23 protein-coding genes, 2 tRNA genes and 1 pseudogene are annotated in these 25267 nt (G+C 65.1%); 4 read left to right on the top strand and 22 right to left on the bottom strand.

Annotation, left to right across the window (positions count from 1 at the left end):
• Positions 1-70 precede the first annotated feature (70 nt).
• The 5 genes from BW990_RS17740 to BW990_RS17720 all read right to left on the bottom strand — a co-directional run bounded on the left by BW990_RS17740 (position 71) and on the right by BW990_RS17720 (position 4140).
• Positions 71-1483 (bottom strand): TolC family outer membrane protein, encoded by a 1413-nt coding sequence (locus BW990_RS17740; RefSeq protein ID WP_076450177.1) that lies wholly within the window; start codon positions 1481-1483, stop codon positions 71-73.
• 59 nt (positions 1484-1542) lie between these two features.
• Entirely contained in the window at positions 1543-2196 is a 654-nt protein-coding gene (locus BW990_RS17735) for a protein-L-isoaspartate O-methyltransferase family protein (RefSeq protein WP_076450176.1), read from the bottom strand.
• A 178-nt stretch (positions 2197-2374) separates the two neighbouring features.
• Positions 2375-3415: an AI-2E family transporter gene (locus BW990_RS17730; protein WP_076450174.1), complete on the bottom strand. Its 1041-nt coding sequence runs from the start codon at positions 3413-3415 to the stop codon at positions 2375-2377.
• A gap of 34 nt (positions 3416-3449) precedes the next feature.
• Positions 3450-3794 (bottom strand): phage holin family protein, encoded by a 345-nt coding sequence (locus BW990_RS17725; RefSeq protein WP_076450172.1) that lies wholly within the window; start codon positions 3792-3794, stop codon positions 3450-3452.
• A gap of 1 nt (position 3795) precedes the next feature.
• Complete coding sequence (locus BW990_RS17720) at positions 3796-4140, bottom strand: ElaB/YgaM/YqjD family protein (protein ID WP_076450171.1); 345 nt, start codon at positions 4138-4140, stop codon at positions 3796-3798.
• Between the two features lie 148 nt (positions 4141-4288).
• Here BW990_RS17720 and BW990_RS17715 point away from each other — a divergent pair.
• Positions 4289-4362: transfer RNA gene (locus BW990_RS17715), tRNA-Cys, on the top strand.
• Positions 4363-4574: 212 nt separating this feature from the next.
• On the opposite strand, the pseudogene BW990_RS17710 reads toward BW990_RS17715, so the two are convergent.
• The 5 genes and pseudogenes from BW990_RS17710 to BW990_RS17690 form a co-directional block, all read right to left on the bottom strand.
• A pseudogene (locus BW990_RS17710) lies at positions 4575-4922 on the bottom strand (M10 family metallopeptidase C-terminal domain-containing protein); the annotation flags it as partial.
• Positions 4923-5082: 160 nt separating this feature from the next.
• Entirely contained in the window at positions 5083-5808 is a 726-nt protein-coding gene (locus tag BW990_RS17705) for a proteasome-type protease (protein WP_076450169.1), read from the bottom strand.
• 94 nt (positions 5809-5902) lie between these two features.
• Positions 5903-6745, bottom strand: coding sequence for a transglutaminase family protein (locus BW990_RS17700; RefSeq protein WP_076450168.1), 843 nt, complete (start codon positions 6743-6745; stop codon positions 5903-5905).
• Positions 6742-7695: an alpha-E domain-containing protein gene (locus BW990_RS17695; RefSeq protein ID WP_076450166.1), complete on the bottom strand. Its 954-nt coding sequence runs from the start codon at positions 7693-7695 to the stop codon at positions 6742-6744. Before BW990_RS17695 ends, BW990_RS17700 begins: the two co-directional genes overlap by 4 nt.
• A gap of 7 nt (positions 7696-7702) precedes the next feature.
• Positions 7703-9115, bottom strand: a complete 1413-nt coding sequence (locus tag BW990_RS17690) for a circularly permuted type 2 ATP-grasp protein (protein ID WP_076450164.1) — start codon at positions 9113-9115, stop codon at positions 7703-7705.
• A 185-nt stretch (positions 9116-9300) separates the two neighbouring features.
• On the opposite strand from BW990_RS17690, the gene selD reads away from it, so the two are divergent.
• Positions 9301-11463 carry a selenide, water dikinase SelD gene (gene selD, locus BW990_RS17685; RefSeq protein ID WP_076450162.1) on the top strand — a complete coding sequence of 721 codons (2163 nt, stop codon included), beginning with the start codon at positions 9301-9303 and terminating at the stop codon, positions 11461-11463.
• Here selD and mnmH read toward each other — a convergent pair.
• Positions 11453-12523 carry a tRNA 2-selenouridine(34) synthase MnmH gene (gene mnmH, locus BW990_RS17680; protein WP_076450161.1) on the bottom strand — a complete coding sequence of 357 codons (1071 nt, stop codon included), beginning with the start codon at positions 12521-12523 and terminating at the stop codon, positions 11453-11455. The genes selD and mnmH overlap by 11 nt on opposite strands.
• 215 nt (positions 12524-12738) lie before the next feature.
• On the opposite strand from mnmH, the gene BW990_RS17675 reads away from it, so the two are divergent.
• Positions 12739-12813: transfer RNA gene (locus BW990_RS17675), tRNA-Phe, on the top strand.
• A 27-nt stretch (positions 12814-12840) separates the two neighbouring features.
• Here BW990_RS17675 and BW990_RS17670 read toward each other — a convergent pair.
• From BW990_RS17670 to BW990_RS17640, 6 genes are all read right to left on the bottom strand, one after another.
• The gene (locus BW990_RS17670; protein WP_076450160.1) at positions 12841-13962 is read right to left on the bottom strand and encodes a tyrosine-type recombinase/integrase; all 1122 of its coding nucleotides are present in this window, start codon (positions 13960-13962) and stop codon (positions 12841-12843) included.
• 251 nt (positions 13963-14213) lie between these two features.
• A complete protein-coding gene (locus BW990_RS17660; protein WP_076450158.1) occupies positions 14214-14546 on the bottom strand; it encodes a DUF2190 family protein in 333 nt (110 codons plus the stop codon).
• Between the two features lie 2 nt (positions 14547-14548).
• Positions 14549-14767 (bottom strand): phage head-tail joining protein, encoded by a 219-nt coding sequence (locus BW990_RS17655; protein ID WP_076450157.1) that lies wholly within the window; start codon positions 14765-14767, stop codon positions 14549-14551.
• Positions 14768-14769: 2 nt separating this feature from the next.
• Positions 14770-16545 (bottom strand): prohead protease/major capsid protein fusion protein, encoded by a 1776-nt coding sequence (locus BW990_RS17650; protein ID WP_076450156.1) that lies wholly within the window; start codon positions 16543-16545, stop codon positions 14770-14772.
• Positions 16538-17908: a phage portal protein gene (locus BW990_RS17645; RefSeq protein ID WP_083950701.1), complete on the bottom strand. Its 1371-nt coding sequence runs from the start codon at positions 17906-17908 to the stop codon at positions 16538-16540. The genes BW990_RS17650 and BW990_RS17645 overlap by 8 nt, the downstream gene beginning before the upstream one ends.
• Before the next feature lie 2 nt (positions 17909-17910).
• Positions 17911-18450 (bottom strand): hypothetical protein, encoded by a 540-nt coding sequence (locus tag BW990_RS17640; protein WP_076450154.1) that lies wholly within the window; start codon positions 18448-18450, stop codon positions 17911-17913.
• A 173-nt stretch (positions 18451-18623) separates the two neighbouring features.
• Here BW990_RS17640 and BW990_RS17635 point away from each other — a divergent pair, with 173 nt between their 5' ends.
• The gene (locus BW990_RS17635; protein WP_076450152.1) at positions 18624-18851 is read left to right on the top strand and encodes a hypothetical protein; all 228 of its coding nucleotides are present in this window, start codon (positions 18624-18626) and stop codon (positions 18849-18851) included.
• 85 nt (positions 18852-18936) lie between these two features.
• On the opposite strand, the gene BW990_RS21610 is transcribed toward BW990_RS17635, so the two are convergent.
• From BW990_RS21610 to BW990_RS17615, 5 genes are all read right to left on the bottom strand, one after another.
• A complete protein-coding gene (locus tag BW990_RS21610) occupies positions 18937-19821 on the bottom strand; it encodes a hypothetical protein (protein ID WP_143526270.1) in 885 nt (294 codons plus the stop codon).
• On the bottom strand, positions 19806-21575 hold the full coding sequence (locus BW990_RS17630; RefSeq protein ID WP_076450150.1) for a phage terminase large subunit family protein: 1770 nt from the start codon (positions 21573-21575) through the stop codon (positions 19806-19808). Before BW990_RS17630 ends, BW990_RS21610 begins: the two co-directional genes overlap by 16 nt.
• Positions 21568-22074, bottom strand: a complete 507-nt coding sequence (locus BW990_RS17625) for a DNA packaging protein (RefSeq protein WP_143526269.1) — start codon at positions 22072-22074, stop codon at positions 21568-21570. The genes BW990_RS17630 and BW990_RS17625 overlap by 8 nt, the downstream gene beginning before the upstream one ends.
• Positions 22075-22088: 14 nt before the next feature.
• Complete coding sequence (locus BW990_RS17620; RefSeq protein WP_076450148.1) at positions 22089-22556, bottom strand: hypothetical protein; 468 nt, start codon at positions 22554-22556, stop codon at positions 22089-22091.
• 463 nt (positions 22557-23019) lie between these two features.
• Positions 23020-25182 carry a VapE domain-containing protein gene (locus tag BW990_RS17615; RefSeq protein ID WP_076450146.1) on the bottom strand — a complete coding sequence of 721 codons (2163 nt, stop codon included), beginning with the start codon at positions 25180-25182 and terminating at the stop codon, positions 23020-23022.
• Positions 25183-25267 lie beyond the last annotated feature (85 nt).

Raw genomic sequence — 25267 nt, 5'->3', positions numbered from 1 at the left:
TTGTTCACCGCTCTACCTCGGAGCCGAGTGTAACCCCGCCCCCGATTCCGCACAACAGATCGGAAAAACCTTAATCTTTTCCAATCGCCCTCAGGACACGGTTCAGCTGTTCCCCCTGGCTGGAGAGCGCCGGCGCGTCCTTGACGAGGTTGTAATAGACGGTGGGATCATATTGCTGCACCGGCAGATTCAACGCCGAGGCGGTCAGGCGGCCCGTCGCGGCGATCACGTTGTAGGCCGCCACGTATTCGTCCACCTGCGCCGAGATCAGCAGCGTGCGCGCATCGAGCAGGTCCTGCTCCGCGTTGAGCACGTCGAGCGTGGTGCGCGCGCCGAGCTGCGCCTCTTCGCGGATGCCGTTGAAGGCGACCTGCGCGGCCTCGACCTGCTGGCGGCTGGCCTGGATGGCCGAACGGGCCACCTGCACGTTGACATAGGCATTGGCGACGCTCTGGCGGACATTGTCGGACACGACGAGCAGCTGCGCGCGCCGCTGGTCGCGGATGGCCACCGACTGGCGCAGCGCCGAGGTCAGCGCGCCGCCGCGATAGATCGGCCCCGACGCGCCGAGCGAAATGGAGCCGCCGCGATTGTAGAAATCCCGGTCATCGAGATCCTGCGTCAGGCTGTAGCGCCCGGTCAGGTTGACGGTGGGCTTGAGCGAGGCCTCGGCGATCTTCACGCCGAGATCGGCGAGCGTCACGGCATATTGCGCGGCGATGAGGTCGGGCTGGGTTTTCAGCGCGATGGCGGTCGCCGCCTCGACCGAGGGCGGGATCGCGGGCACGGTGCCGAGGGCGCTGCTGCCCCCGGGGCGACGGCCCGTCGCGGTGATGTATTCCTGTTCGGCCCGGGCCACGTCGCCCTGCGCGACGGCCAGCTGGCTGCGCGCTTCGGCAAGACGGGCTTCGGCTAGGGCCACGTCAGTGCGGGTGACCTCGCCCACTTCGAACCGGTCCCGGGCGGCGCGCAATTCGCGGCCGATGACGGTCAGGTTGTTCTGCCGGACCGCCAGCACCCGCTGGGCGCGCTGCAACTCGAAAAACGCCTGGGCGCCGCGGAAGAGGATTTCCTGCTCGATCCCGATCAGCTGGTAGCGGGTGGCCAGCACCGCCTGCTTGGCCGCGTCGATGCTGAGCCGGGTGCGGCCGAAATCGAAGACCAGGAGCGAGGCCTGCAGACCGATCGACGCGCTTTCGCTGACCGTGCCGACGCGGTCGCCGAAGGAGCTGGCGCTGCGGCTCTCTCCGAATTGGCGGGTGACATCGGCGGTCCAGTCCAACACCGGGCGCAGCGCCGCGACGGCCTGGGCGACGTCCTCGTCGGCGGCGCGCAGAACCGCGCGGTTCTGTTCCAGAAGACCCGAGCTGTTATAGGCCCCGACCAGCGCATCGGCCAACGTGTCCGCGCGGGCAACATGGCCCCCCGCGAAGGTCGCAGCGAGGCCCAGCCCCGCCGCAAGAATGATCTGTCGTAGCGCCATCCGGCTGTCTCCTGCCTGTATCCCTGCCCGGGCCGCGTCGCGGCGGCCCCTCGGCCGCGTCAGAGTGCGAAGGCCCGCGCCTGGGCAAAGCCCGGCAGGATCGGTGCGCTCGCGTTGAAGGCGTAGCGCCAGTTCAGGTGGCCATCGATCTTGTAGCCGATCCGCACCGTGCCGAGACGCCCCTCGACGAACAGGCAGGCGATGCGCCCGCCCTCCTTCAATTGCGCGGCGATGCCCTCGGGCAGCTCTTCGATGCCGCCTTCGAGAATGATCGCGTCATAGGGCCCGTGTTCCGGCGCGCCGTCCTTGAGCGGACCCTCGTGCACGATCACGTTGTCCGCGCCGGTCTCCGAAAGGATGCCGGGCGCCTCGGCGGCGAGATCGGCCTCTTCCTCGACCGCAACGACGGCCTCGGCGATCCGGGCCAGCACCGCCGCCGAATAGCCGTAGCCGCAGCCGATATCGAGCACGAGCATGTCATTGGTGACGTTGAGCGCATCGACCATCTTGGCGAAGGTGCGCGCGGCCAGAACTGTCCGGTCGCGCGCGATGTCGATGGGTTCGGAAATATAGGCGATCTCGGCCTTGTCGCTCGGCAGGAAGGCCTCGCGCGGGACGGTCAGCATGGCCTGGATGATCGGGAACTTGGTGACGTCGGAGGGACGGACCTGCGTGTCCACCATTACTCTCCGAAGGGTCGCGTAGTCTGACATCCGCTAAACTCTTTCGTTCAGAATTACCCTTCGGTTCTGCCACAGCCGCGCAGGCCCGGCAACACGGCTCGCGGGCGAAAGCCCGACAAGGCGATCACTTTTTGCCGGAGGAGCGCGCAAGTGTGCGGGGCGTGCAACGCATCTGCCGGGCGCAGCACCCGGCGGGGCGCGGTTCGGCTCAGCTCGGCCGCACCGCGCGGGTCTGCGCCTCGAGGCTGTCGTCGCTCATCGCGACGGCGATCACCAGAACCGGAATGGCCACGATCCCGCCGATCGGCCCCCAGAACCAGAGCCCGATCACCAGCGCCATGAACACCAGAAGCGGATTGAGCCGCACATGCCGCCCGACGAAGGCCGGGGTGACGAATTGCGCCTCGATGAGGTTCACGAGCATGAAGAGCACAGGCGGCGCCGCGACCATCAGGCCCTCGAAATGCACGAGCCCGCCCAGCAGCAGCACGACGACCATCACCGCGGGCCCGAGATAGAGCACGTAGTTCAACAAAGCCGCTCCGAGCCCCCAGACGTAGGGCAAGGGCATGCCAAGCGCGGTCATGATCGCGGTCACCGCGATCCCGAGGGAGAAATTGACGATGGTGATCGCCACGAAATAGCGCGAGACGAGCCTTTCGGCGACCCGGAACCGCCGCTTGATGAGCTCGGTCTCGCCCACGGCGCTGAGCCTGCGGGCGAGGAAGGAATAGACCTCGAGGCGGTTGACCATGAAGAAGTAAAGCGTGCCGGCGAAGATCAGGACCTGGCCCAGAACCGCCGGCGCCGCGAAGAGCGCGTCGGTGACCGAGGGCACGCTCGCCCCCTCGTCGCTGCTGCCGTCCCCGTTGCCGCCGCCGAGGGCCTCCTTCATTTCCTCGTTGACGTTGCCGATGCTGCGCAGCGTCTCGCGGAACTCGAAGACGATCTCGCGGATTTCCCAGCGGATGGCGGGGATGGCGTCGACGAAGCGCCAGAAGACGGGCTCGAACGCGACGACGGCGGTGGCGATGACGCCCAGCGTCAACAGCAGGATGACGGAGGCAGCCACCCCCACCGGCAGGCCGAGGCGGCAGAACGCGTCGAGCACCGGCGCGGCGATGATGCCGGTCACGACCGCGAGCGTCATCGGAGCGGCGATGTCGGAGGCGTAATAGAGCACGCCCGCGACGAGGATCGCCGCGATCACGATGACGGAGACCTGAAAGGCGCCGGTCTTCTGTTTCAAGTCCTGCTCCTCCCCGCGCGCACGGCCGCGCGTGTCACTTGCGCGACCTGCGCCCGGCATCGAGCCCGATGAGGAAGCCCTCGATCAGTTGCGCGATGGGAAGATCGGCGGTTTGCGGCGCGGCGGAATGCGAGCCGACCACGACCGGCCGCGTCGACACGATGCGCCCGACACCGAGCAGGATCAGGCCGATGGCCACGAGGCCGCCTCCGATCACCTGCGCCGCGAACAGCGCATCGCGCAACTCGACCAACAGGATCCAGAGCGCGGCGCACAGAAAGGCGAGCCCCGCGAGAATGAAAAGGACGCCGACAACCGAAAAGGCGGCCCCGCTCACCTTGCGGCGCGCGACGGCCTGTGCATGGGCGATCAGTGCCATGTCACTTCCGGCTGGTCAGGAAACCGAACAGAAACCCGAGACCGACGGCAATGCCGATCGCCGTGGCCGGCTGGCGGCGGATCGCCTCGAGCGCCTGGTCCTGCGCGTCCTCGGCGCGGTGCCGCGCCTCGCCATAAAGCCGCTCTCCTTCCGAGCGGGCCGAGGCGTAGCGCGCCTTGGCGCTTTCCAGCGTCTCGCCGGTGCGCCGCGCGCCGATATCGCCCAGAAGCTCGGTGATCGAGGCCAGATCGGCCTTCAGCGTGTCGATCTGCGCCATCAGCGCTTCGGTGTCCTGTCCGGCGTCGCCGCTGCCTTTAGACCGGGTGGTGGTGTCGGATTGTGCCATGGTCCCTCTCCATTGTTCCATCAGTCGAACGCGGGCCGCGCATCACTTGTTCCGGCGCAATGCGGCAGAGCGGCGAAAAACCACTCCGCGGGGCAGACCATAACCGCTTGACGCGGTCAGCCGAGCCTCCTAGAGACAGGGTCGCTCTGGCGAGTTGGCGGAGTGGTTACGCAGCGGATTGCAAATCCGTGTACACCGGTTCGATTCCGGTACTCGCCTCCAAATCCCCACCTCTCCGGTATCGCTGAACGCGCGCTTCTTTGTCGCGCGATTGATCGCCTGGGTGGTGGCGCAATTTGAAAATTCACACATTATCAATAACTTGCGCACCAAACCTCAGGATTCACATTAGGTTGCAAAAGGCGGGTCTGACACGAAAAAGGGCCGCCCCGAGGGCAGCCCTTCTGACGCGACCCTGATCGCGCCAACCTACGTCAGGCGTAATCCATGGCGCTCGTCTGGGCCAGACCGAAGCCTTCGAGGAGGATGGTCTGGTCGAAGAAGCTCAGCTCCAGCCCGTCCAGCGTCTGATCCACCTCGAGATTGCGCAGGACGTTCAGGGCGCCGTAATCGCTCACATCCAGACGGTCGACGCCGCGCTCGTAATCGGTGATGACGTCGTAACCGGCCTGCCCCTCGACGAAGATGAAGGTGTCCGCCCCTGCACCGCCGGTCATCACGTTGTCCGCCGCGTTGCCGACGATCGCGTCGTCGCCCGAGCCGCCCGTCGCATTCTCGATCACGACGCCGTTCGCAATGGTATAGCCGCCATAGATGCCGTCCGCATAGGAGAGCCAGCCGCCGCCCTGTTTATGGCCCCAAGTATATTAAGATGGACGATGATCTGTCGCCTCGCGAAACAGTAAATCTACAGCGCATGATACCATGGCGCAACAGGCATTCAGGCACTCATGCAAATACTGGAAACCGCGCGTTTCCGGATCAGACCGTTTCGATTTCCTGGAAGGAGCGCCGCAGCGCTTCGGACCAGGCGTTGCTCATGGCCTGGAAGCCGGCGTCGTCGGCGTCGATCCGCCGGGCCCGCGCGATCCGCAGGCCGTGGTTCTCGATCACCACGAGATCGAGCGGCATGCCGACGCTGAGATTGGAGCGCAGCGTCGAATCCATCGACAGCAGCACCGCCTTTTCGGCGTCCATCAGCGACGTGGTCGGTTCGATCACCCGGTCGAGAATGGGCTTGCCGTATTTGTGCTCGCCGATCTGAAGATAGGGCGTCTCGGCGGTGGCCTCGATGAAATTGCCCTGCGAATAGATCAGGAAGAGCCGCATCGCCCCGTCCGCGCGCTGGCCTGCGAGGATCAGCGAGGCGGAGGTCGAGACCTTTTCCTGTTGCTGGATCTTGCCGCGGATCTCGTGGCTGACCTCGGCCAGCGTGTCGCCGACGATCTGCGCCACGGCCAGCATCGAATGCGCGGTCATGATCGAGCGCTTCTCGTCGCCGCTGTCGATCGCTTCGGTGAGCCGCGCGATGGTGGTCTGGGTGACCGACAGGCTGCCCGCGGTCATGATCGCGATCACCCGCTCGCCCGGGGCCTCGAAGGTGAACATCTTGCGATAGGTCGATATGTTGTCGAGCCCGGCATTGGTGCGGGTGTCGGACAGCAGGACCATCCCTTCATTGAGCAGAAGGCCGACGCAATAGGTCATTGATTCGAACCTGTGAGGAGGACACGCCGCGAGATAGACGCAATCGGCGCGCCCGCGCAATCGGCATCGCGCGGACGAGGTAAAGGCCGTGGCGTCATTGCTGCGCCTGGGCCGCGGCGGGATCGTCGGCGTCGCGGATCTTCACCCGCACATCGAGCGTTTCGCCCCCGCCGCCCGACACGACGCCGCGAATGGGGGCCGCGTCCTGCGCGTCGAAGCCGGAGTTCAGCCGGATATAGCGGTCGTCCGGACAGCAGCGGTTGGAGGCATCGAAACCGACCCAGCCCAGATCGGGCACGTGCAGCTCGGCCCAGGCATGGCTGGCCTCGGACATATGCTCCTCGGCGGCGCTGAAAAGATAGCCGGTGACGTAGCGCGCGGGGATGCCCGAGAGCTGCGCCAGCGTAATCAGCACATGGGTCTGGTCCTGGCAGACACCCTTGCCGCCCTCCAGCACCTCGGCGGCCGGTGTCAGCTGGTCGGTCTCGCCCGGTACGTATTGCACCGTGTCGGAGACCATCGCGGACAAAGCGTGCGCGCGGTCGAGAGGCGTCGCCGCGCCCATGCCTTCGAGCGCGCGGCCGGCCAGTTCCCGCAGGCCCTGGCTGGGCCGGGTCAGGTCGGTCGCGGTCAGGTAGGCCGAGGGCGGCACCTTCTCGCGGTGTTCCTGCAGCACGCCCGCGAAATCCTGCGTCTCGACCGTGCCCTCCACGACGATCTCGAAATGATCGCGCGGACCCTGGACCGTCACCGTCTCGGTCCAGTCGCCGGCGCCGTCGCGAAAGGCCGCGCCGCGCGTCGCGCCCTCCATCCGCACCTCCCAGGACTGCACCTGCTGGTTGGCGCAGCGCGACGGCGTGAGCCGCTGCGACTGGATCAGACGCGCGATCGGTGCGCCGAAGCTGTAGCGCGTGACATGGTTGACCGTAAGTCTCATTCTGGCACCCCGCTGAGATAGGTGGCTTGCACCGCCGCCGCGATCTGGTCGTTGCGGCGCATGAAGCGCAGAAGGAACTGGTGAAGCCCCTCGTCGAAGATATCCTCGACCGACAGCTCGGCGATCTCGCCCAGAAGGCCGCGCGCCACGGTGGCCGCGCGCGAGGGTTGCTTGTAGCCCCGCGACAGCGCCTCGAGGTGATCGACGCTTTCCTGCGTCGCCGACAGGAGCGAGCGCGGAAACTGCCGGTTGAGGATCAGCAGATCGGCGATCTTCGCCGCGGTGATCTCGCCCTTGTAGCTCCAGACGAAGGCGCGGTGGGCCTGCATGGAGCGCAGAAGCGTCGCCCATTGCGTCTGATCGAGCGCCGATCCCACATAGGAAAGGCTCGGCAGGAGCACGTAGTATTTCACGTCCAGAAGCCGCGCGGTGTTGTCCGCCCGCTCCACCGTATAGCCGAGCCCGATGAAGCGGTAGCCGTCGTCGCGCAGCTGCGTGCCACTGATCGCGCCGCGAATGAGCGCGCCCGCGCGCAGCGCCCAGTCGGTCATGTCGTTCAGCAGCAGCTTCGAACGCTCGGTGCGGTGAAACTCCTGCATCTCCTGGAAGCTCGTGTTGATCGCGTCCCAGACCTGGCTGGTCAGCGCCGTGCGCACCACGCGGGCATTCTCGCGCGCATTGGCGATGCAGGACATCACCGAGGCCGGGTTCGAGCTGTCGAAGAACAGGAAGGTCTCGACGTTGCGCTGGTTGGGATCGCTGTATTTCTCGCGGAACGCCTCGAGCTGGCCAAGCGCCTGCAAAACGGCCTCCCAGTCGTTGCGGTAGCCGCCGCCGATATCGGGCAGAAGCGCGTTGCGCCCGCCCATCTGCAAGAGGCGCGCGGTGGTCTCGGCACGCTCAAGATAGCGGGCCATCCAGTAGAGATGCGATGCGGTGCGGCTCAGCATGTCTGTCTCACTCCGCCAAGACCCAGGTGTCCTTGACCCCGCCGCCCTGCGACGAGTTCACCACCAGCGAGCCCTCCTTCAGCGCGACGCGGGTCAGACCGCCGGGAACCAGTTCGATCTTCTCCCCCACGAGGCAATAGGGCCTGAGATCCACATGCCGAGGCGCCACGCCCTCCTCCACGAAGGTCGGACAGGCCGAAAGCGCCAGCGTGGGCTGGGCGATGTAGTTCCAGGGCCGCTCCTCGATCTTGGCGCGGAAGGCCTCGATCGTAGCCTTGTCCGCCTTGGGACCGACGAGCATGCCGTACCCGCCCGAGCCGTGCACCTCCTTGACCACCAGCTCCGACAGGTTCTCCAGCACGTATTTGCATTCATCCGCCTTGGCGCATTGCCAGGTCGGCACGTTCTCGAGGATCGGCGCCTCGCCGAGATAGAAGCGGATCATCTCGGGCACGAAGGTATAGATCGCCTTGTCGTCGGCCACACCCGCGCCGGGCGCCGAACAGATCGTCACCCCGCCCGAGCGGTAGACGTTCATCAGCCCCGGCACGCCCAGCATGGAATCGGGCCGGAAGCACAGCGGGTCGATGAAGGCATCGTCGATCCGGCGGTAGATCACGTCGACCTTTTTCGGGCCTTCGGTGGTGCGCATCCAGCAGAAATCGCCCTCGACGAACAGGTCCTGGCCTTCGACCAGCTCGACCCCCATGAGATCGGCGAGGAAGGAATGCTCGTAATAGGCCGAGTTGAACTGCCCGGGCGTCAGGATCACCACGGTCGGGTCGCGGTCGCATTTCTGCGGCGCGACCGAGGCCAGCGTCTTGCGCAGCGTGTCGGCGTAATTGTCCACCGGCGCAATGCGGTTCTCCACGAAGAGGTTGGGGAACATGCGCATCATGATTTCGCGGTTCTGCAGCATGTAGGAGACGCCCGAGGGCGTGCGGCAATTGTCCTCGAGCACGTAGAACTGGTCGGGTCCGGTGCGCACGAGGTCGATGCCCACGATATGCGACCAGACGTTGCGCGGCGGGCGGAAGCCGACGACGGCCTTCTCGAAAGCCTCGTTATGGGTGATGAGATGCTCGGGCACGCGGCCCGCGCGGACGATTTCGCGCTGATCGTAGACATCGGCGAGAAAGGCGTTGAGCGCCGCGGCCCGCTGCCGGATGCCGCGGTCGAGCTTGCGCCATTCTGAGGCGGTGAAGACGCGCGGGAACATGTCGAACGGAATGAGCCGTTCGGGATCGCCGCCCTCGCCATAGACCGCGAAGGTGATGCCCACCCGGCGGAACAGCGCCTCCGCCTCGTTCTGCTTCATCGCGCGCAGGTCGGCGGGCATGTCGTTCTGCCACTTCTCGAGGTTCCTGTAGGCCTCGCGGACATGGCCCTGATCGACCATTTCGTTGAATGTCTCTGCCATCGTTCCCCCTTCGTCGACCTTAAGACATAACGCGCAGGGGCGAAACGCAATGGCATGGCGGGAAAAAGCGCCTGTTCGCGCGGCATTCGCATAAATGCGCGGCGCTTGGTGCCCGGGCTTTGCGCTTGCCCGTGGGCGCCCGAGGGCCCATGTCGGGATCAAAGCGCTTAGGAGAGCTCCCTGCCATGCATCAGCCGCCCCTTCCCCTGACCCGCGATCTGGTTCTCGTCGGCGGCGGGCACACCCATGCGCTGGTGCTGCGCAAATGGGGGATGGACCCGCTGCCCGGCGCGCGGCTGACGCTGATCGACCCGACGCCGGTGACCGCCTATTCGGGGATGCTGCCGGGTTTCGTAGCGGGACATTACGCCCGCACCGAGCTCGATATCGACCTCGTGCGGCTGGCGCGCTTTGCGGGGGCGCGGCTGATCCTCGGGCCGGTCACGGGCATCGATCCGGCGCGCCGGCTGATCGAGGTGCCGGGCCGTCCGCCCATCGCCTATGATGTCTGTTCGCTCGATGTGGGCATCACCTCGGCGATACCGGGCCTGCCGGGATTTTCCGACCACGCGGTCCCGGCCAAGCCGCTCGGGCCCTTCGCCGACCGCTGGACCGGCTTTCTCGAAGACGAAGGCCCCGCCCGCGTTGGCGTGATCGGGGGCGGCGTCGCGGGCTGCGAGCTCGCCATGGCGATGGCCCATGCGCTGCGGCAGCGCGGCAGGTCGCCCGAGATCACCGTCTTCGACAGCGCGCAGGCGCTGCAGGGGCTCGGCGCCCGCACCGAGCGCGGGTTGCGCGGCGCGCTCAAACGCAACGAGGTGACGCTCCGCGAACACGTGGTGATCGAGCGGGTGTCGGAGGCGGGCCTGCATCTTGCCGATGGCACGCTCTCTCCAGCGGATTTCATCGTCGGCGCGGCGGGCGCCAAGCCGCATGACTGGGTGGCGGCGATGGGCCTCGAGCATGAGGACGGCTTCCTGTCGGTCAGCGCCCGGCTGCAAAGCAGCGATCCCGCGATCTTCGCCGCGGGCGATTGCGCCCATCTCGCCCACGCGCCCCGCCCCAAGGCCGGCGTCTTCGCGGTGCGCGCCGCGCCGGTCCTGTTCTCCAACTTGCGTGCGGCCCTGGGCGGCGGAACCTGGCGTCGCTTCGAGCCGCAGGGCGATTACCTCAAGCTCATCTCGCTGGGCCGCCAAAGCGCTTTGGGCGCGCGGTTCGGACTTTTCGCCGAGGGCGATTGGGTCTGGCGCTGGAAAGACCGGATCGACCGGCGCTTCATGGAGCGGCTGTCGACGCTGCCCGCCATGACGCCGCCGCCCCTGCCCCGCCATCACGCCGCCGGTCTTGCCGAGGCGCGCGGATCGAAGCCCATGTGCGGCGGTTGCGGCGCCAAGGTGGGGCGCGCCACGCTGGCCCGCGCGCTCGCCACGCTGCCTGCGCCCGCGCGCTCCGACGTGACCGCCCTGCCCGGCGACGATGCCGCGCTTCTGCAGATGGACGGCGTGCGGCAGGTGCTGACCACCGACCATCTGCGCGCGCTCACCCTCGATCCGGTGCTGATGACCCGCATCGCGGCGCATCATGCCTTGGGCGATATCCACGCCATGGGTGCCCGGCCCCAGGCCGCGACGCTGAACCTGACCCTGCCGCGCCTCTCGGACACGCTGAGCGAACGGATGCTCGAAGAGATCGTCACCGCCGCCACCGAGGTTCTGCGCGGCGCCGGAGCGGAGATCGTCGGGGGCCATTCCTCCATTGGTGACGAACTGACCGTCGGATTTTCCCTGACGGGCCTGCTCGAGCGCGCCCCGATCACGCTGTCGGGCGCGCAGCCAGGCGACGTGCTGCTCCTGACCAAGCCGATCGGCTCCGGCACCCTGCTTGCCGCCGAGATGCAGGGCGCGGCATCGGGCCATGACGTCGCGGCCTGCTGGGAGCTCATGTGCCAGGATCAGGCGGCAGCGGCCGCGTGCCTGCGCGACGCGCGGGCAATGACCGATGTGACCGGGTTCGGACTGATCGGGCATGCGCGGAACATGGCGGAGGCGTCGGGCTGCGGGCTCGTGCTGTCGCTCTCCGCGATCCCGGTCATGGCCGGGGCGCGCGCATTGGCCGAGGCGGGCCACCGCTCGACGCTCTATCCGCAGAACCGCGAGGCCGCGCCGGAGCTGCCCGAGACGGCCGCCCATGCGCTGCTCTTCGATCCGCAAACCGCCGGGGGTCTTCTGGCTGCATTGCCCGCAGAGGCCGCGGCGGAAACGCTCGATGCCTTGCAACGGGCGGGCTATCCGGCGGCGCGCATCGGCCGCGTGACCGACCGCGCGGGCAGTATCGAGGTCACGCCCTAGGCGCTGTCTCCATCCGGTCGAGCGCCGCCTCGATCTCGCCCGCCACGCTGTCCAAAGCGCTTTGATCGAGCGATCGGGCTGCAATCCGCGCCATGATGCGCGGCGCCTGCGCTCGCATCGCCGTGGCATAGGCCGGGTCATAATGATCGCGCATCAGGCTTTCCACGAGCCCCGGCTTGTCGCCCCGCGCGATCCGGTCGTTCCAGTCATCGACCAGCGCATGGCCGCGGTGACGCCTGAGCGGCGCGAGCTTGGCCCGCAACCTGTCGGCATCGGCCAGGATATCCGCATAGGCGTCGACCAGATAGGCGGTGCGCGCCTCGATCGGCGCTTCCACCTCGATCCAGGGCGCGTCCTTCATGGCGGCCCAGAGCGAGGGCGGCAGGATCAGCTCGCCGATCTTGCTCGATTCCGCCTCCACCACGACCGGGCGCGCCGGATCGAGCTGCAGGATGTCCTGGGCCAAAGCGCTTTCGAAGGCTTTCTGGCTCGGCTGCCCGCCGGGCCGCGCGCCCAGGAGAGATCCGCGGTGCCGCGCGAGCCCTTCGAGATCGATGACCTGCACGCCCCGCCGCTTCAGCACCGCCAGAAGATCCGTCTTGGCCGTGCCGGTATATCCGCCGAGCTGGACGAGCCGCAGGTCGAGCGGCGCGTCGTAGAGCATGCCCGTCACGAGGCGCCGATAGGTCTTGTAGCCGCCGTCGATCGTATCCGCGCGCCAGCCGATCTCGCGCAGCATCCAGGCCATCGAGCCCGAGCGCTGCCCGCCGCGCCAGCAATAGACCAGAGGCTGCCAGCCGCCCGCACGGTCCGCAAGCGGCCCCTCGATATGCCGTGCGGCGTTCTTGAACACGAGCGCCGCGCCGATCTTGCGGGCGCGAAACGGGGAATCCTGCTTGTAGATCGTCCCGACGCGGGCGCGCTCCGCATCGTCGAGCACCGGCAGGTTGATCGCCCCGGGCAGATGATCCTCGGCGAATTCCGCGGGCGAGCGGACGTCGATCACCGTGTCGAAGCCGTGATCGCGCAACTGTTTCAGATCGGTCGGGGCCATGGGCATGGGCGAGCATGTAAAGCAGCCGCCCCCCGCGGGAAAGCGCGAATTGGGCTCTTTTCGATGCGCTTTTTTCGCCTGATATGTGGCCTGGTGTCCGGCGTCGCCCGGGCTGGTCGAGCGACTTGGCGATACGGCCCGGATTTTTCGCCCGGGCCCTCTGGACACCCGTTTCAGTTCTGGCTAGACCGCGCTCACCCGAGGGCGCCGCCCTCACCCGTGCCCGGGTAGCTCAGGGGTAGAGCAGTGGATTGAAAATCCTCGTGTCGGTGGTTCGATTCCGCCCCCGGGCACCATCCTTCTTTAGAAGCTCATATTATCAGTCACTTAGGTTGCGATTTTGTCCCACCCGGCACAACCGCTGCCAAAAGTGGGACACTTTCGTCCGGGGTTTGTTCTAGGGAAAGACGACGAAGGGCGCTTTCGGCACGGGTTTTCTGACTGGCCGCGCGGGTGTAACGGGTGACTTCTTTGCTGGTTCGGTGGCCGGTGATCGCCATGATTTCCTGTTCCGTGCATCCCAGTTCGGCAAGCCGTGCTGCGGCGGCCTTGCGGAGTCCGTGAACCGCACAGTGCGGAAGCCCGGCTTCGTCGCTCCATTTGCGGAAGCGATTGCCGAAGCCGTTCGATGTGAACGGCCGACCAAAGGCGGTTTTCAGGAAGGCCATGTCGCCAGTGTCGGTCGCGTCGATGATCCGCTGAAGCTCGGGGATGATCGGAATTTCCATGCGGACCGGCTTGCGATTGCGGCCTTTGTGCTGCTTGAAGATCAGCCATCCATCGCGGACGTGTTGCTTACCCAACACCACTAGATCGGCGCGGCGTTGGCCGGTGTAGAGAGCGAGGGCCAAGGCGAGCCGCGCGGGGGTGCCAATTGGATGCACTTGTTCGTATTTCTCAATCTCGGCCAGCGTCCACGAATGGTAGCCGTCGGGGTTACCTTTTAGGTATTCGACCTTTTCCGCCGGGTTGTCGTCGTGATGGTCATAGCGAAGCGCGTAGCGGTAGAGCTGGCGCACGGCCTTCACCATGCCGTTGGCGGCCTCGGGTCGGTCCGCCATCTCATCACGGCGGACGCGGATATGGCGGGGCAGCAATTGAGCGAAAGGTTTGTCCCCGTCGCCCTTGTGCTCGCAAAACCGTTCAAGGATGGACCGGCGGACCTTCTGAGTCCGGGGGTCCAGCTCTTGAAACATGGCGCTCTTGAAGTATTGGACGCAAAGCCACCTGAAGCTCTTAGGCACCACGCGCCCGGCCTTATCGGTCTTGGCCTCTTTCGGGCCAGCGGCAGCGGTGCGGTAGTCTGCCAAGAACTCAGGCGAACCGGCGGGGCCGCGCAAGCGAACCTTCCGCCCGTTGCGGCGGTAGTAGAGGCGGACGTTGCCGTGGCGGTCCACGTCCTCCACCACGTATTTCAATCTGAATTTCATCGAACCCTCGGGCATCCTTTAATCCCAAGCATTGTGGTCGGACTCGTCCCCACCGGGCAAGGCGTCAAAAAATTGGTCCAAAGCGCGCACGTCCCACACCCTTCGCCCGTCGATTTTCTTGGCCTTGGGCATCCGCCCGTCACTCACCATGGCGTCGAATTTGGACGTGCCAACGCCGATGTATCCAGCCGCCTCCTCGCGCGACAGCCCCCGCCGCGTGGGCGGCGGAAGAGCTGAGCGCGCATGAGTGGAAGCGGCGGGCATGGTCAGCCGTCCAGCCGCACGACAACGGATGCGGACGGGTTGGCGGCGGCCGTGACTGCCACGCCGATGCGGTCATTCGCGCCGGTGCCGTCTTCGGTCGTGACCACGCCATTCGCGGCGTCGAAGTAGAGCACGTCGCCCACGATTACGGCGTCGGTGGACACCTTGGGCAGCATGAAGCACCCGACGGTAACAAGGTCGAGGCCTTCGCCGCTGGCGGCGTCGCCAGCCGCCACGCCGATCAGCGCGCCGATTTGGACGATGCTACCCGAGGTGATCGCCCCGGGCGCTGTCAGAGTGAGCGTGTCACCCGGTTGGACGTAGTTCGTTGCCATGCTCAGAGTCCTTTCGAGGTTCTGAAGAGGATGGTGGAAGGCGGCCGCCGGGTGACGGCCGAGATTTCAGCGTCAAGCGCGGCAAGGGCGCGGGCCATTTCGGTATCGGAGCGGTATTCCACTTCCTCGCCGTTCTGGTCCCGGTAGCGACGCGCACCGCTCGCCCGCGCTGTCATAAGCGCGTCACGTGCGGCCGTGAGCTGGGCGAGCGTCAGGGCCATGTTCAGGCCCCGGCGTTGCGGAATGCGCCCCGATGATCGACGGCACCGCAGCCGAAGTCGAGCACCACGCGAAACTCCCGGCCGAGCGTTTCCCAGCCATCGCGGCTGGCGAGCTGCGGCCCGGGCGCACTGGACAGGTAGGCGTATTCCAGCACCGGGGCCGTGGCCGGGTCACCGAAGACCCACCATTGCTGGCCAGTAATGCGCGGCTCCACCAGCAGCGACAGCTTCGTGGCGTAGACGTTCACGTCGTCGGTCGTGGCCGGGTAGATGCTCGCCAGCAGCTTTTCGGCGGCGCTTTCGGCCTCCGGCCCTACCAACAGATACTTGGGCCGGACGTTGACCGGCGTCTTGCCATCAAGGCCCTTCTGCGTCCGCATGGCGAGCCGAGCTTCATCCAGTGCGCCTTCGACCCCCGCACTTCCGAGGGCGACCCCCGTGCCTGCAAAGTTGCCGTGATCGGCATGGAAGAGGTTCTTCCCATCCGACAACTTAACGCCGCCACCGCTGTTTGCGGTCAGCAGGCCCATGAGCTGCGCCGCTTCGGTTTCGGCCGCCGCGCTGCCCATCATCTCGGCCCAGCGGCCGAACGCCCCCAGATCATCGTTGATGATCGCCTTGCGGGTCAGGCTGAACATGCCGCCAAAGGTTTCAAGTGAATAGCCTTCCTTGGTCTCGCCCGTGGTCATGGCCTTGATTTCACCATGCTCCGAAACCTTCTGAAGCCCGGAAAATTCCGCCACCTTCAGGATGGACAGAGCGCGGAAGTCCGACGCCGTGCGCTGGCGGGCCAGCGTCTTCAGCACCGACTCCGCACGTTGATATGCATTCATCAGCACGCGGTTGCCCGCCCCGGTCAGCAGCTCGGGGAAGTCGCTGGTGCCGTGCATGGCGCGCGTCATCAGCTCTTCGCGGCCCATCATGCCCACACGCTCGCCCGCCCGGGTCAGGGCGTCGCGGGCGAGGTCTTCCAGTCCAAGGCCCATATAGGCCCGGGCATCGTCGCTGGGGGCGTCGCCAGCCATGCGGCAGGCCAGAGCTTCGGTCTGGCGGGTAGCGATGACGGCCGGGTCTTCGTTCTGCGGTGCGACCGTGCGGATGGTGGGCGCGGTGCGGGTGGCGCGGGCGGCGACGGCCTCTTCCCGGCCGAACTCGCGCACTTCATCGTCGGTCAGCTCTTCGCCCGCTTCTTCCATGCGGGTTGCCCAGTCCTCGGGCAGATTGTGGGCCGCCCGGACGCGCTGGATCAGCGCGCCGCGGTCGGTCGTTTGGGTATCTTTCGGCACGTCGGCCTCCTCTTGATGCCGCACGGCCGCGTTCGGGTCGGCGGGGTTGCTAGTCAGGGTAACTTCGGAAAGCGTGATGCGCTTGGCGGTCTTGGTCCGCATTGCGCCACGCTTCCCGATGGTCCATCCGGCAACGCGGTAACCTATGCTGACGCCCGACAGGGTTCCGTCCGCGATCCGTTGCCCGACGGGGGCAACATCTTCGGCAGAGGAAAGCCGCATGTCGGCTTCAATGGCGGCGTCCGCGCGCCGGACGGATACGGTTCGGCCCAGAACCGCCCGCACGGTGCGGGTATTGTGCGAGTCGAGCACGGGCAGGTTTTGCGCCGCCAGATCGAAGGCGTCCGGCGGCAGGATTTCCAGATAAGGGCCTTGCGCGTCACGGCGGGCTACAGCGTGAGCCGTGGCGATGACGGCCGAGAAGGTCCGGGTTTCCGGGTCGAAAGAGTTCATCCGCACTTCGGCCGAGCGTGTCAGAATATCTTCAAGCATTGCCGGACTCCTTGGGTTTGGGGGTGAAGCCGTCGACCGCGATTTCCGAGTCCAGGTCTTCCAGTGCCCAGCCCCGGGCAGCCACGGCCTTGCGGCGGCTGGTCAGTCCGGCTTCGATCTCGGCCACGGTCGCTTGCGTGTCCTTCAGCGGGTCCACTTGCTGCCACGCCGGGGGCAACCACTCGGCCCGGTAGGCGCGCGGGTCAGACTCGTAGTCGGGCGCGTCCAGCGCGCCGGACAGCACGCCCCACGCCACCACGCGCCGCCAGATCGGGTTGAGGAGCTGCGGCACGAAAACGCCATACTGGACTTGCTCGCACCGCTGGCGGAAAGGCAGAAGCCCGGCGCGCAGGCTGGAATAGTTCGCGTCGCTCAGGTCGCCGTCCAGAAGGTGCGAGGGCAGCCCAAGCCCAGCGGCGAGCTGGCGCAGGTTAAGGCGCAGGAAGGCCCCCAGCTCTTGCGCCTGCGCCGGGCTGTTGAATTTCACGTCCAGCCCCGACGGCAGCCGTTTCAGCGTGCCGGGTTCAAGGCCGGAATCCATGATGCCGCCCGCTTCGGTGCCGTCGTAAGGCTCGCCTGCCGTGCCGTTCATGTCGGTCAGGAAGCCCGCGTGCATGGCGGCCACCTTGGCCCCCATCAAGAGCGCGTCGCAGAGCTGGTCGAAGTCGGACGCGGACAGGATGACGGGGGCCAGCCACGACACGCCCCGGACTTGGCCCGGGCCGAGTGGCTTGAACACGTGCAGGATTTCCGCCGCCGGGATGCGGACTGGCGACGCGGTCGTGGCGAAGGTATCGGTGGGCTTGGCAGGCAATACCCAATAGGCGGCGCGGGTGCCAGCGGCGGCAAACTCCACGCCCGAGACGATGTAGCGGCCGTCGGCCAGCTCGCGGGTCAGGGACTCGTCCACCAACTCGGGCGGCAAGAGGCGCAAGCGCGGTCCCTCAGGCGTGTTGAGGAGCTGCACAATGGCTTCGCCGTCCACGACAAGGCACCGGGCAATCTCGGCCTGAAGGCCCCAAACGTCCGTCCGACCGTCTACGTCAGCCTCTTCGCCCCATTGCGTCCAGAGTGCCGAAAGCCCGGCCCGCGTGTCGGCGTCGCGGTGCTGGGGCGTCGGGTTGATGCCCGTGCCAGCCAGCGCGCCCACGTAGTTGCCCACGCCCTGAGAAAGCCAAGGGTTGTTCGCCGCCAGATACCGGGCGCGGTTGCGCAAAGTCGGTCCGGCGGCGGCCGTCTCGGCCCCGTGCCGGTGATAGGTACCCACCCCCCAGCCACGCCGCCCACCCGCCGCACCATCGAAACGGCGGGTCTGCACGGCGTGGGCCGGAGTGCGGTTCAAGAGGCGCGACAGCAGGGACACGATCAGGCTCCCAGCTCCACCAGCAATTCCGCAATCAAGCGGGAGGCATGAACGGTGAAAGTCGCAACGGGCTCTTTGGTCTTAACCTCAGAGAACACATTGTCAGCGACGGTCGCCGCACTCGCATCGTCGGAGGGCCAGTCAGCAAAGAATGCAAGACGGCCGTCACGATGAAGATGCAGGTTGAAGTCGAATGTCTGCCCTTCGCGCACGCGCTCAACGGCTTCTTCGACCGGCGACATGGGACGCTCACCGCCATCAAGCCTGACGCGGCGGGCCGGTCCCGCGGGTTGGCTCTGCATATCGCGCGCGAAAGTATCCAGCACCCAGCGGTCAGAGAGGATGCCACTTGCCGCTTGAAGCACCCGCAGGGCGCAGATGGTGTGGAGGGGATAAAGGTCGGCCCGGCCGCGACGATCAGCAGGCGGGAGGTAGTGTCGTTGCGACAGGTTTCGCAGCGCCTTGTCGAGCGCGGGCAGGTTCTCTTCAGCAATCGCGTCGATGCGTGCGAAACAGGTCGTGGCTTCTTTGATGGTGAACACGGTGAGCCTCCAAAACAGCTTGAAGACTCATTAACTCACAAATGAGTTGTATGGCAAGTCAGAATCACCTTAGAGTTTAGGCGTGGCCCGTTCGCAGAGTGTGGGTCACGAAAGTGCCAAAGGCGGCCGGGGATTCCTCGCTCCGGCCGCCGCCCGCAAAGCAGGAAAATCCAATGCTGGAAGCTCTCGAAAGCACCCGCAGGGTGCGTGAAATAGTTATTGCCGCATTGGCGGCTGCGTCTGAAATGGGGATGTCCGTAGGCGAAGCTGCCGCGATGACTCAGGCTTATCTTGCGGCACGTGGAATGCCGGACGTGCCCGACCCTATCGCCTTCGCCACCGAAGGCCGCCACACCATGAAGTCGGGAGACCTTCGTGCGCCGCTTGTCATTCGGAGCTGAAACGAAGCAACATGCCACAAAGATTGGCAAATAAAGCGGCGGGCACATCGGCCCGCCAATTTCATTTTGGACACCTAGCAAGAAACTATAGCACAGAAAATAAGACTATCAGCATAGTCGTTAAGGTTGGAATTAGAAGACACGCCAGCCCAAGAATAAACAGAATGTAAATAAGTGCTCTAATCGGGAAGTTACGAAAGTCGTCTATTCTATATCCAACATAGAATACTTCTTTTGATAAATCGTTTGCCACATGGTAAAGCGGCATATGAAACGCTCGCTCTGCTCTTCTTTCGCTCACCATCAACTCCATAATCCTATCAGTCATGAAGTGACCGGTCCCCGTCTGAAGCTCAGCGAGTGTATCAGAGCCCAGCTCCGCAAGCCCCGCTAATCTATCAATAAGAAGATGTAGAGGCTCCGCAGCCGCGTATGGGAAGCTGGGATGCAAGTCCCCAAAAAAGCGGTTGGCTCTTTCGCCTTCGTTGTACTTAAAGAATGTCTCAATTGCGCTTCTTAAATGCCTATAAACAAGATTATCCGTCTTGACCGACTCCATATTCGAAACGTACTCAATAATATTCTCGTTCTCTCGGACTTTGTTTGGACAGCCCGTCGCGAAAATTGCTGCCGCCGCCCCATAAAAAACTAACCCGAAATAAAGGAAGTGTAGACTATTCTCTCTAAGCCAAACAACGCCATAACCAGTTTCTGGAACCAAAAAGTTTAGCCGCAAATATTCCTGAATCTGAGAATTATAGAGAACCAGATACCCAACGAACGGCGCGAGCGCACTAAGCTTTGCAGCTCTTGATCGAGTGAAATTCTTCAAAGTTGACCAGCGTGTTCTCTCACTCGTCCGCTCTGACAAGTCCGCAATAACACGCTGAGCCCAGTAGAAAATCTTCCTCAAAATAAAGCTCCATTGCGCCGGGTCATTCGTACTTGGGCCGCCTATCTGCTCAGCCAAGACGACTTGACCACAGAGGGCGTTGGTTTGGAAAGAGTCCTTGCCTCAACCTCTTCTGCGCGACGATCCACGCTGGCGTTTACCAGCGCCCGAACGGCCATGCCGTAGATCACGCAATCGAGGGACTCTGCCCGGCGGCCCGGGGTGCGTTCCCATTGCCGGACGGGGGCTCCGCGCCGATAACGGACCACCAGCCGTTCGGACGCCAGTTCCTCAAAGAACCGCCCTTCCAGTGTGTCGCTGAAGCGGACAGAGCGGCCCCGGGTCAGGCGGTTGATTAGCTGCTCCTTCAGGCCGTCCACCCCCACGATGAAGAGACGTGCGCCCCGCGTGTCGCTCGCACGGATCGCTTGCCGGTCACCGGACGCGCCTTTCACGGCGAAGATGCGCCGGACCATGCGCGGGCGGCAGAAGCCCAGGACTCGGTCCATGGTCACGCCGTCGCCTGCGTCGATGCCCGCCGCGTCCACCCGAAGGAAGCCGCCTTTGGGGTGCTTCCAGATGGTGCGCAAGGCGTCGTCCAGCTCGGCCCACACGTCTTCCCCCATCGGGTCGCCCCAAATGACGGATTGCCCAAGCACAAAGATTTCGTCGCGGCCCCAGCCGAGAAAGACCATTTCCAGCCGGTCGCGTTGCACGTCGATTCCGGCCGTCACGAATAGCACCTCGGGCGGGATCGCGTCGGGCAGCGCGAAGGGCTCGGCCCGGGCGGCCAAAGCGGCGTCGTCAATCTCTTCGGCCGCCTCGCGCCAGCCTTGGCCCATGAGCGTATTCGTCCAGACTTGCAGCTTGTCCGGGTGGGCCTTCGACTCCAGAAACTCTTGCGCGATCTTGCCCCAAGAGGCGTTCGCCAGTGTGGACACCAGCGCATTGAGCCGGAAGCCCGCATGGCCTTCCACCTCGGGCCGGGTGATGCGCCAGCACCCGGCGGCCACCATGGCGGGCTTGTGCCGTTCTTCGGTCACGCCGTCGCAGCTCGGGCAGACATAGGCGGCTTTCAGGGGCTCGCCCTCGGGCCATTGAATGTCCGACCATGTGATTTCATGGAAGCCGCCGCAATGCGGGCACGGCACCTCATAGACGCGGGAGTCGCTGGTGGCATAACTGCGCAGCACGTTGCTGGTGGCTTCCAGCGTGGGCGTGCTGCCCAGCACGATCTTGCGGTTAGGGAAGCTCAGGGTGCGGCGTTCTGCCAGCGTCAGGGGCGAGCCCTCGGCCCCGGGCTCCATGGCGTCGGCTTCGTCGATCAGCAGGACGCGTATATTGTGGCGGCGCAGATTCCGGGGGCTCTTCGCCGCCACCACTTTCAGGCTGCCACCCGGAAAGCGGCGGGACAGGAGGGTGTTGCGCCCGGCTTCATCGGACTCGGCCGCCAGCAGGCCCTTCAGCTCGGGCGTGGCGGCGAAGATCGGTTCAAGGTCACTCACCACGTAGTCGCGGGCGTCAGCCTCGGTCGGCTGCAAGACCATGATCGGCGCGGGTTCGTTGGCGATGTAGGACGCCACCGTGCCGGACAGCAGCGTGGTCAGCCCGACGCGCACCGGCTTGACCACGGTAACCCGCTCAATCAGCGGGTCGCTGATAGCGTCCGCAATGCCGCGTTGATACGGCCAGAGGCTCACGCGGCCGGGCGTGGCCGAGACGCCCTCGGGCAGCCGCATGGTGGACTCGATCCAGTCGGGCAGGCTCAGGCGCGGCGGCGGCTTCAGCGCCGCCAGCGCGTTGCGGCGGGTCCGGGTCAGCACATCAATCATCGTCCGACAGCTCCATGAGAACGTCGCGCACTTCGGCGTCCAGCGTCTTCAGGTCGTGCGGGGTCAGGTGGCCGAGCTTGCCAGCGGCCCGGCTCGGCAGGGCAAGGAAGGCGGCGCGCACGTCGCGCAGGACGCCAGCCCAAGCGCGTTCCACTTCGGCCGCCGCGATCAACTCTCCCCTCGCTTTGGCGTTCGCCAGTTCGAGCTTGTCCGCGTTGGCCTTCGCCAGTCGCAGTTTCTCTGCCGACAGTTCAGCGTCCGCCCGGCGACCGGTTGCCCCGGCGCGGGCGTGCTCGGCATAGGCCCGGACGGCGGCCTTGAGCGGGAAGCGTTTCGCGTCGTCGCGGGGAACGATGCCGTCTCGTGCCAGAGCCGAGACGCGGTTGGCGGTAATGCCCAGCCAATCCGCCAGCTCGCCAGCGGTCACGGTCCGCTTTTTGGGCGGACCGTTTACCAACGCTTCGATTTCGGTGAGTTCGTCTGCAAGAATATCGTTCAATGCCCCCCCCTTTCTCACACCCATTTTTTCACGTTAGTGAGCTGGTGTTGGGCTTGCTCGCGTAAGTCCTTCATCGCTCGCCACTTGGCAGTCCCCGGAGCCCGAACTTCCCAGTAGAGCCAGCCATTCAGACTTGTTTTCTTGCCATCCTTGGTGCGGGCGAGATCGGATGCGGCTGCGGAAAGGGTCGGGTACGCCTTGCCATCCACAACCAGCTTCCCGTCTAGAAACTTGCCCTCATAGAGCTGCGTGCCACGCAAGTAACGCATCCGGGCGTCGGAGCCGTGAAGAACAGAGACTCCATCTTCAACAAAGGGGAGCCCTTCGCGGCTTAGGTCCTCGTCCACGATTTCCGCCGGTTCGATTTCCGGCAACCCAAGCAGCCGCCTGAGCGCAACATAATGTGGCTCGTCGAAGCTGCGACGCTCAGCCTCAATACGCTTGTGGATGTCAAAGTCGATCTCGATGGTTTTCAAGCTCATAGCGATTCCCCTAAGTTGACTGCTAATATCGCTATTACTACTATATTTACTTTACGCAGTAAAGTGGAGTTTTTGCAGGTAATTTGTTTTTGAAGAGTGAAACACCGGGGCTCCGCGACCCCCGCGTTCCCACCCGCTGGAAAGGACCCGTCACGGTAAAGCCGGTAAAGTCGGTAACACTGATTACCCTTAGCCCTAGTAACGTGTGACCACCTCACGTTCGGATGGGTCACACGTAAGGCCATGTATTCATTGCGCCTTTGCACGCTGTGACTACCGTGACTACCTTTTCCCCATTGTAGTGGCTGAGTCTTGTCGGCCATGGGTTGGGCAGCCGTCTTACTTCCCCAGCGGTTTTTTCCGCTAAAGGTAGTCACGGTAGTCACAGGGCGAATTAACCCATCGAAAACAGATGGTTGCTTGTGACGGCAGGTAGTCACAGAGGTAGTCACGGAAGTCACCATCATTGCTCCGGCCGCCGCCAGACTTTGCCGCGTCGCGTGTGGTGCTTCGCCCATCCCAGCTCCATCAGCACGGCACCTGCCCGCATTTGATCCGCTCGGGTATGCCGCCCGGTCAAAATGCCCAGAGCCCCACTCAGGACCTCGGAAATGGTAACCTCGCACCGGGGCGTTATCTGCCCGCCGAAGTCGTCTTCCGGCTTGTCCAGCCATGCCGACACATCCTCCGCCCAGCTATCCGAGACGTAGGCAGCGGCTTGAACCGGCGCGGCGTGCTCGGCTTCAAAGTCGCGGTCCAGCCACCACGGTTCGCCCGCCTTGAACGCTGCCACGGCTTCCGCAAAGAGCTGGTCGCGTTCGGCTGCCAGTGCATCCACGTCGATTACCCGCGTTACCGCCACGGGCCAGAAGCGTCGCCCGCCCGTCGCGTCCCGCAAAAACTGGTCTTCATTGGTCGTGCCGACAAAGACGCATTGGCGGGGAAAGGCTTCATCGAATTTCGCATACGGAAGCCTCACCCGGTCCACGGCACCGGAGAGGAAGGCTTTCAGGTCTTCCGTTTCGCTCTTCCGGGACGGGGCCAGCTCGGCCAGCTCCACCAGCCACTTGCCTTGCAGGTGGCGGATTGCGTCGGTCTTATCGCCACGGATGGACGGCAACGTGTCGCTGAAATACTCGGCCCCCGCCAAGACGCGGCAAGCCGTGCTCTTGTTCTGACCCTGACGCCCGGACAGAACAAGCGTGTGGTCTTGCTTGCATCCGGGCTTCATGACGCGCGCCACCATGGCCACCAGAAACTTCCGCCCGACGGTCCGGGCGTAGGGCGTGTCTTCCGCCCCAGCGTGCCGCACAAGCCACGAGTCCAGCCGCGCCACGCCGTCCCATACCAAGCCGTTGAGCTGGTCCTGGATCGGATGGTGGGCGCGCTTGCGGGCGACAACGTGGGCGGCGTCGGCCACCATTTCCTTGCCGACGGTATCGAGCCCCCGGCGTTCCAGCGCCATTCTGGCAAGCGACACGGCCGCGTCGTTTAGCTGGCCGTCCCGCCATTCGTCCCGGCCGTTCATGAGATTGTGCGACAGCCCGGGCAGGATCGAGTCGAGGTTTTTGCCGAGATAGATCACCGTGTTGAACAGGTTCGGAATCGGCCGGTCGCCGCGCATCAACGGCGTGCCCCATTCGACTTGGGCCAGAGCCTTTGAAGGTCCGCGCACCAGCGCGGCAATCTCCTCCTCCTCTTCCGCGTCCGGCCCGTCGAAGTCGCCCGCCGCCTCGGCCGCCTGCCATGCGTCAAAGCCGGGATGCTTCCAGCCATCATCTATTGCAGGACGCAGGATCGCCCAAACAGTCGCACGCTCGCCCGTGTAGGCGTCTTCCCGGCACCACTTGGACTGGGCTTCATGATAGTCATAGCCGCCCCAGCCTTCGGACCATTCGTGCCAGAGTGCGTTGCCATCTTCAGAGCCGCCAGTTTCGTCATAGATGATGCGCCCGATCTTGAACCACTCCCCATCAGAGCCGAAATGCACTTGCCGCGCCTCAATCGGCAGCGACAGCAGTGCGTCGCGCAACACATGGAAGGGCAGCCCGGAAGGTTCGGCGGTGCTGACGCTAACCGCCCTGCGGCGCTGGACGGGCAGCGGCCACGCGGGCGGTGCCACGTCGCGCAGCGCCGTCCACAGTTGCAAATCGCCCGTCTGATAGCTGTAGCCGTCCGAACCCGGCACGCCAGCCCAGCCACCATCGGCGCGAACGTCCACGCCCTCCATGCCGTTAAGGTTCTCGACCTTGCGCTGGCCGGGCACATGCTCAAACCAATAGTGCAGCCCGCCAGTAGGGGTCTTAATAATGACGGGCGAGTCCACGGTGTGCCCCGCCTCGCGTAGCGCCGCCACGCCGTCCTTGCCGTCTTTCTGGTCGAGGTCCAGCACGTCAATTCCAGATCGCTCTCCGGTCACAATGCCGACTTGTGCTTCAGGCCATCTCTTCCACCACTTGCGGATCTGCGTCGGATCGGTCGTCGCCTTGTTCGGCCAATCGGTGATATGGGGTACCTTGTGGCCATCCTTCCAGCGCCACGGCAGGACGGGGTGTCCAGCTTCGGCGTGGTCAAGAGCGGCGGAGACTTGGCCTTTGGGGGCTTTGGTGCTACCTTTTTCGGGCATCGTATCTTCCTCTTTCGGTGCCGCGACACGGGGACTTAGCCGGTCCCGCTAGTCGGTTTTCATGGCCCCCACTGGTCGCAGCCGG

It is taken from the genome of Roseivivax lentus, assembly GCF_900156805.1.
Lineage (GTDB): Bacteria > Pseudomonadota > Alphaproteobacteria > Rhodobacterales > Rhodobacteraceae > Roseivivax > Roseivivax lentus.
The sequence above is the reverse complement of the archived record's forward strand: the minus strand, read 5'-3'. Positions and strand labels throughout refer to the sequence as shown.

What these genes read in the sequence shown, in the direction of transcription:
- BW990_RS17720 (WP_076450171.1), bottom strand. Translation starts at nt 4,140, where the DNA reads ATGGCACAATCCGACACCACCACCCGGTCTAAAGGCAGCGGCGACGCC.
- BW990_RS17695 (WP_076450166.1), bottom strand. Translation starts at nt 7,695, where the DNA reads ATGCTGAGCCGCACCGCATCGCATCTCTACTGGATGGCCCGCTATCTT.
- BW990_RS17635 (WP_076450152.1), top strand. Translation starts at nt 18,624, where the DNA reads ATGCTGGAAGCTCTCGAAAGCACCCGCAGGGTGCGTGAAATAGTTATT.
- BW990_RS17620 (WP_076450148.1), bottom strand. Translation starts at nt 22,556, where the DNA reads ATGAGCTTGAAAACCATCGAGATCGACTTTGACATCCACAAGCGTATT.
- BW990_RS17735 (WP_076450176.1), bottom strand. Translation starts at nt 2,196, where the DNA reads ATGTCAGACTACGCGACCCTTCGGAGAGTAATGGTGGACACGCAGGTC.
- BW990_RS17705 (WP_076450169.1), bottom strand. Translation starts at nt 5,808, where the DNA reads ATGACCTATTGCGTCGGCCTTCTGCTCAATGAAGGGATGGTCCTGCTG.
- BW990_RS17725 (WP_076450172.1), bottom strand. Translation starts at nt 3,794, where the DNA reads ATGGCACTGATCGCCCATGCACAGGCCGTCGCGCGCCGCAAGGTGAGC.
- BW990_RS17660 (WP_076450158.1), bottom strand. Translation starts at nt 14,546, where the DNA reads ATGGCAACGAACTACGTCCAACCGGGTGACACGCTCACTCTGACAGCG.
- BW990_RS17690 (WP_076450164.1), bottom strand. Translation starts at nt 9,115, where the DNA reads ATGGCAGAGACATTCAACGAAATGGTCGATCAGGGCCATGTCCGCGAG.
- BW990_RS17615 (WP_076450146.1), bottom strand. Translation starts at nt 25,182, where the DNA reads ATGCCCGAAAAAGGTAGCACCAAAGCCCCCAAAGGCCAAGTCTCCGCC.
- BW990_RS17670 (WP_076450160.1), bottom strand. Translation starts at nt 13,962, where the DNA reads ATGCCCGAGGGTTCGATGAAATTCAGATTGAAATACGTGGTGGAGGAC.
- BW990_RS17650 (WP_076450156.1), bottom strand. Translation starts at nt 16,545, where the DNA reads ATGCTTGAAGATATTCTGACACGCTCGGCCGAAGTGCGGATGAACTCT.
- mnmH (WP_076450161.1), bottom strand. Translation starts at nt 12,523, where the DNA reads ATGCCCATGGCCCCGACCGATCTGAAACAGTTGCGCGATCACGGCTTC.
- BW990_RS17740 (WP_076450177.1), bottom strand. Translation starts at nt 1,483, where the DNA reads ATGGCGCTACGACAGATCATTCTTGCGGCGGGGCTGGGCCTCGCTGCG.
- BW990_RS17700 (WP_076450168.1), bottom strand. Translation starts at nt 6,745, where the DNA reads ATGAGACTTACGGTCAACCATGTCACGCGCTACAGCTTCGGCGCACCG.
- BW990_RS17655 (WP_076450157.1), bottom strand. Translation starts at nt 14,767, where the DNA reads ATGGCCCTGACGCTCGCCCAGCTCACGGCCGCACGTGACGCGCTTATG.
- BW990_RS17630 (WP_076450150.1), bottom strand. Translation starts at nt 21,575, where the DNA reads ATGATTGATGTGCTGACCCGGACCCGCCGCAACGCGCTGGCGGCGCTG.
- selD (WP_076450162.1), top strand. Translation starts at nt 9,301, where the DNA reads ATGCATCAGCCGCCCCTTCCCCTGACCCGCGATCTGGTTCTCGTCGGC.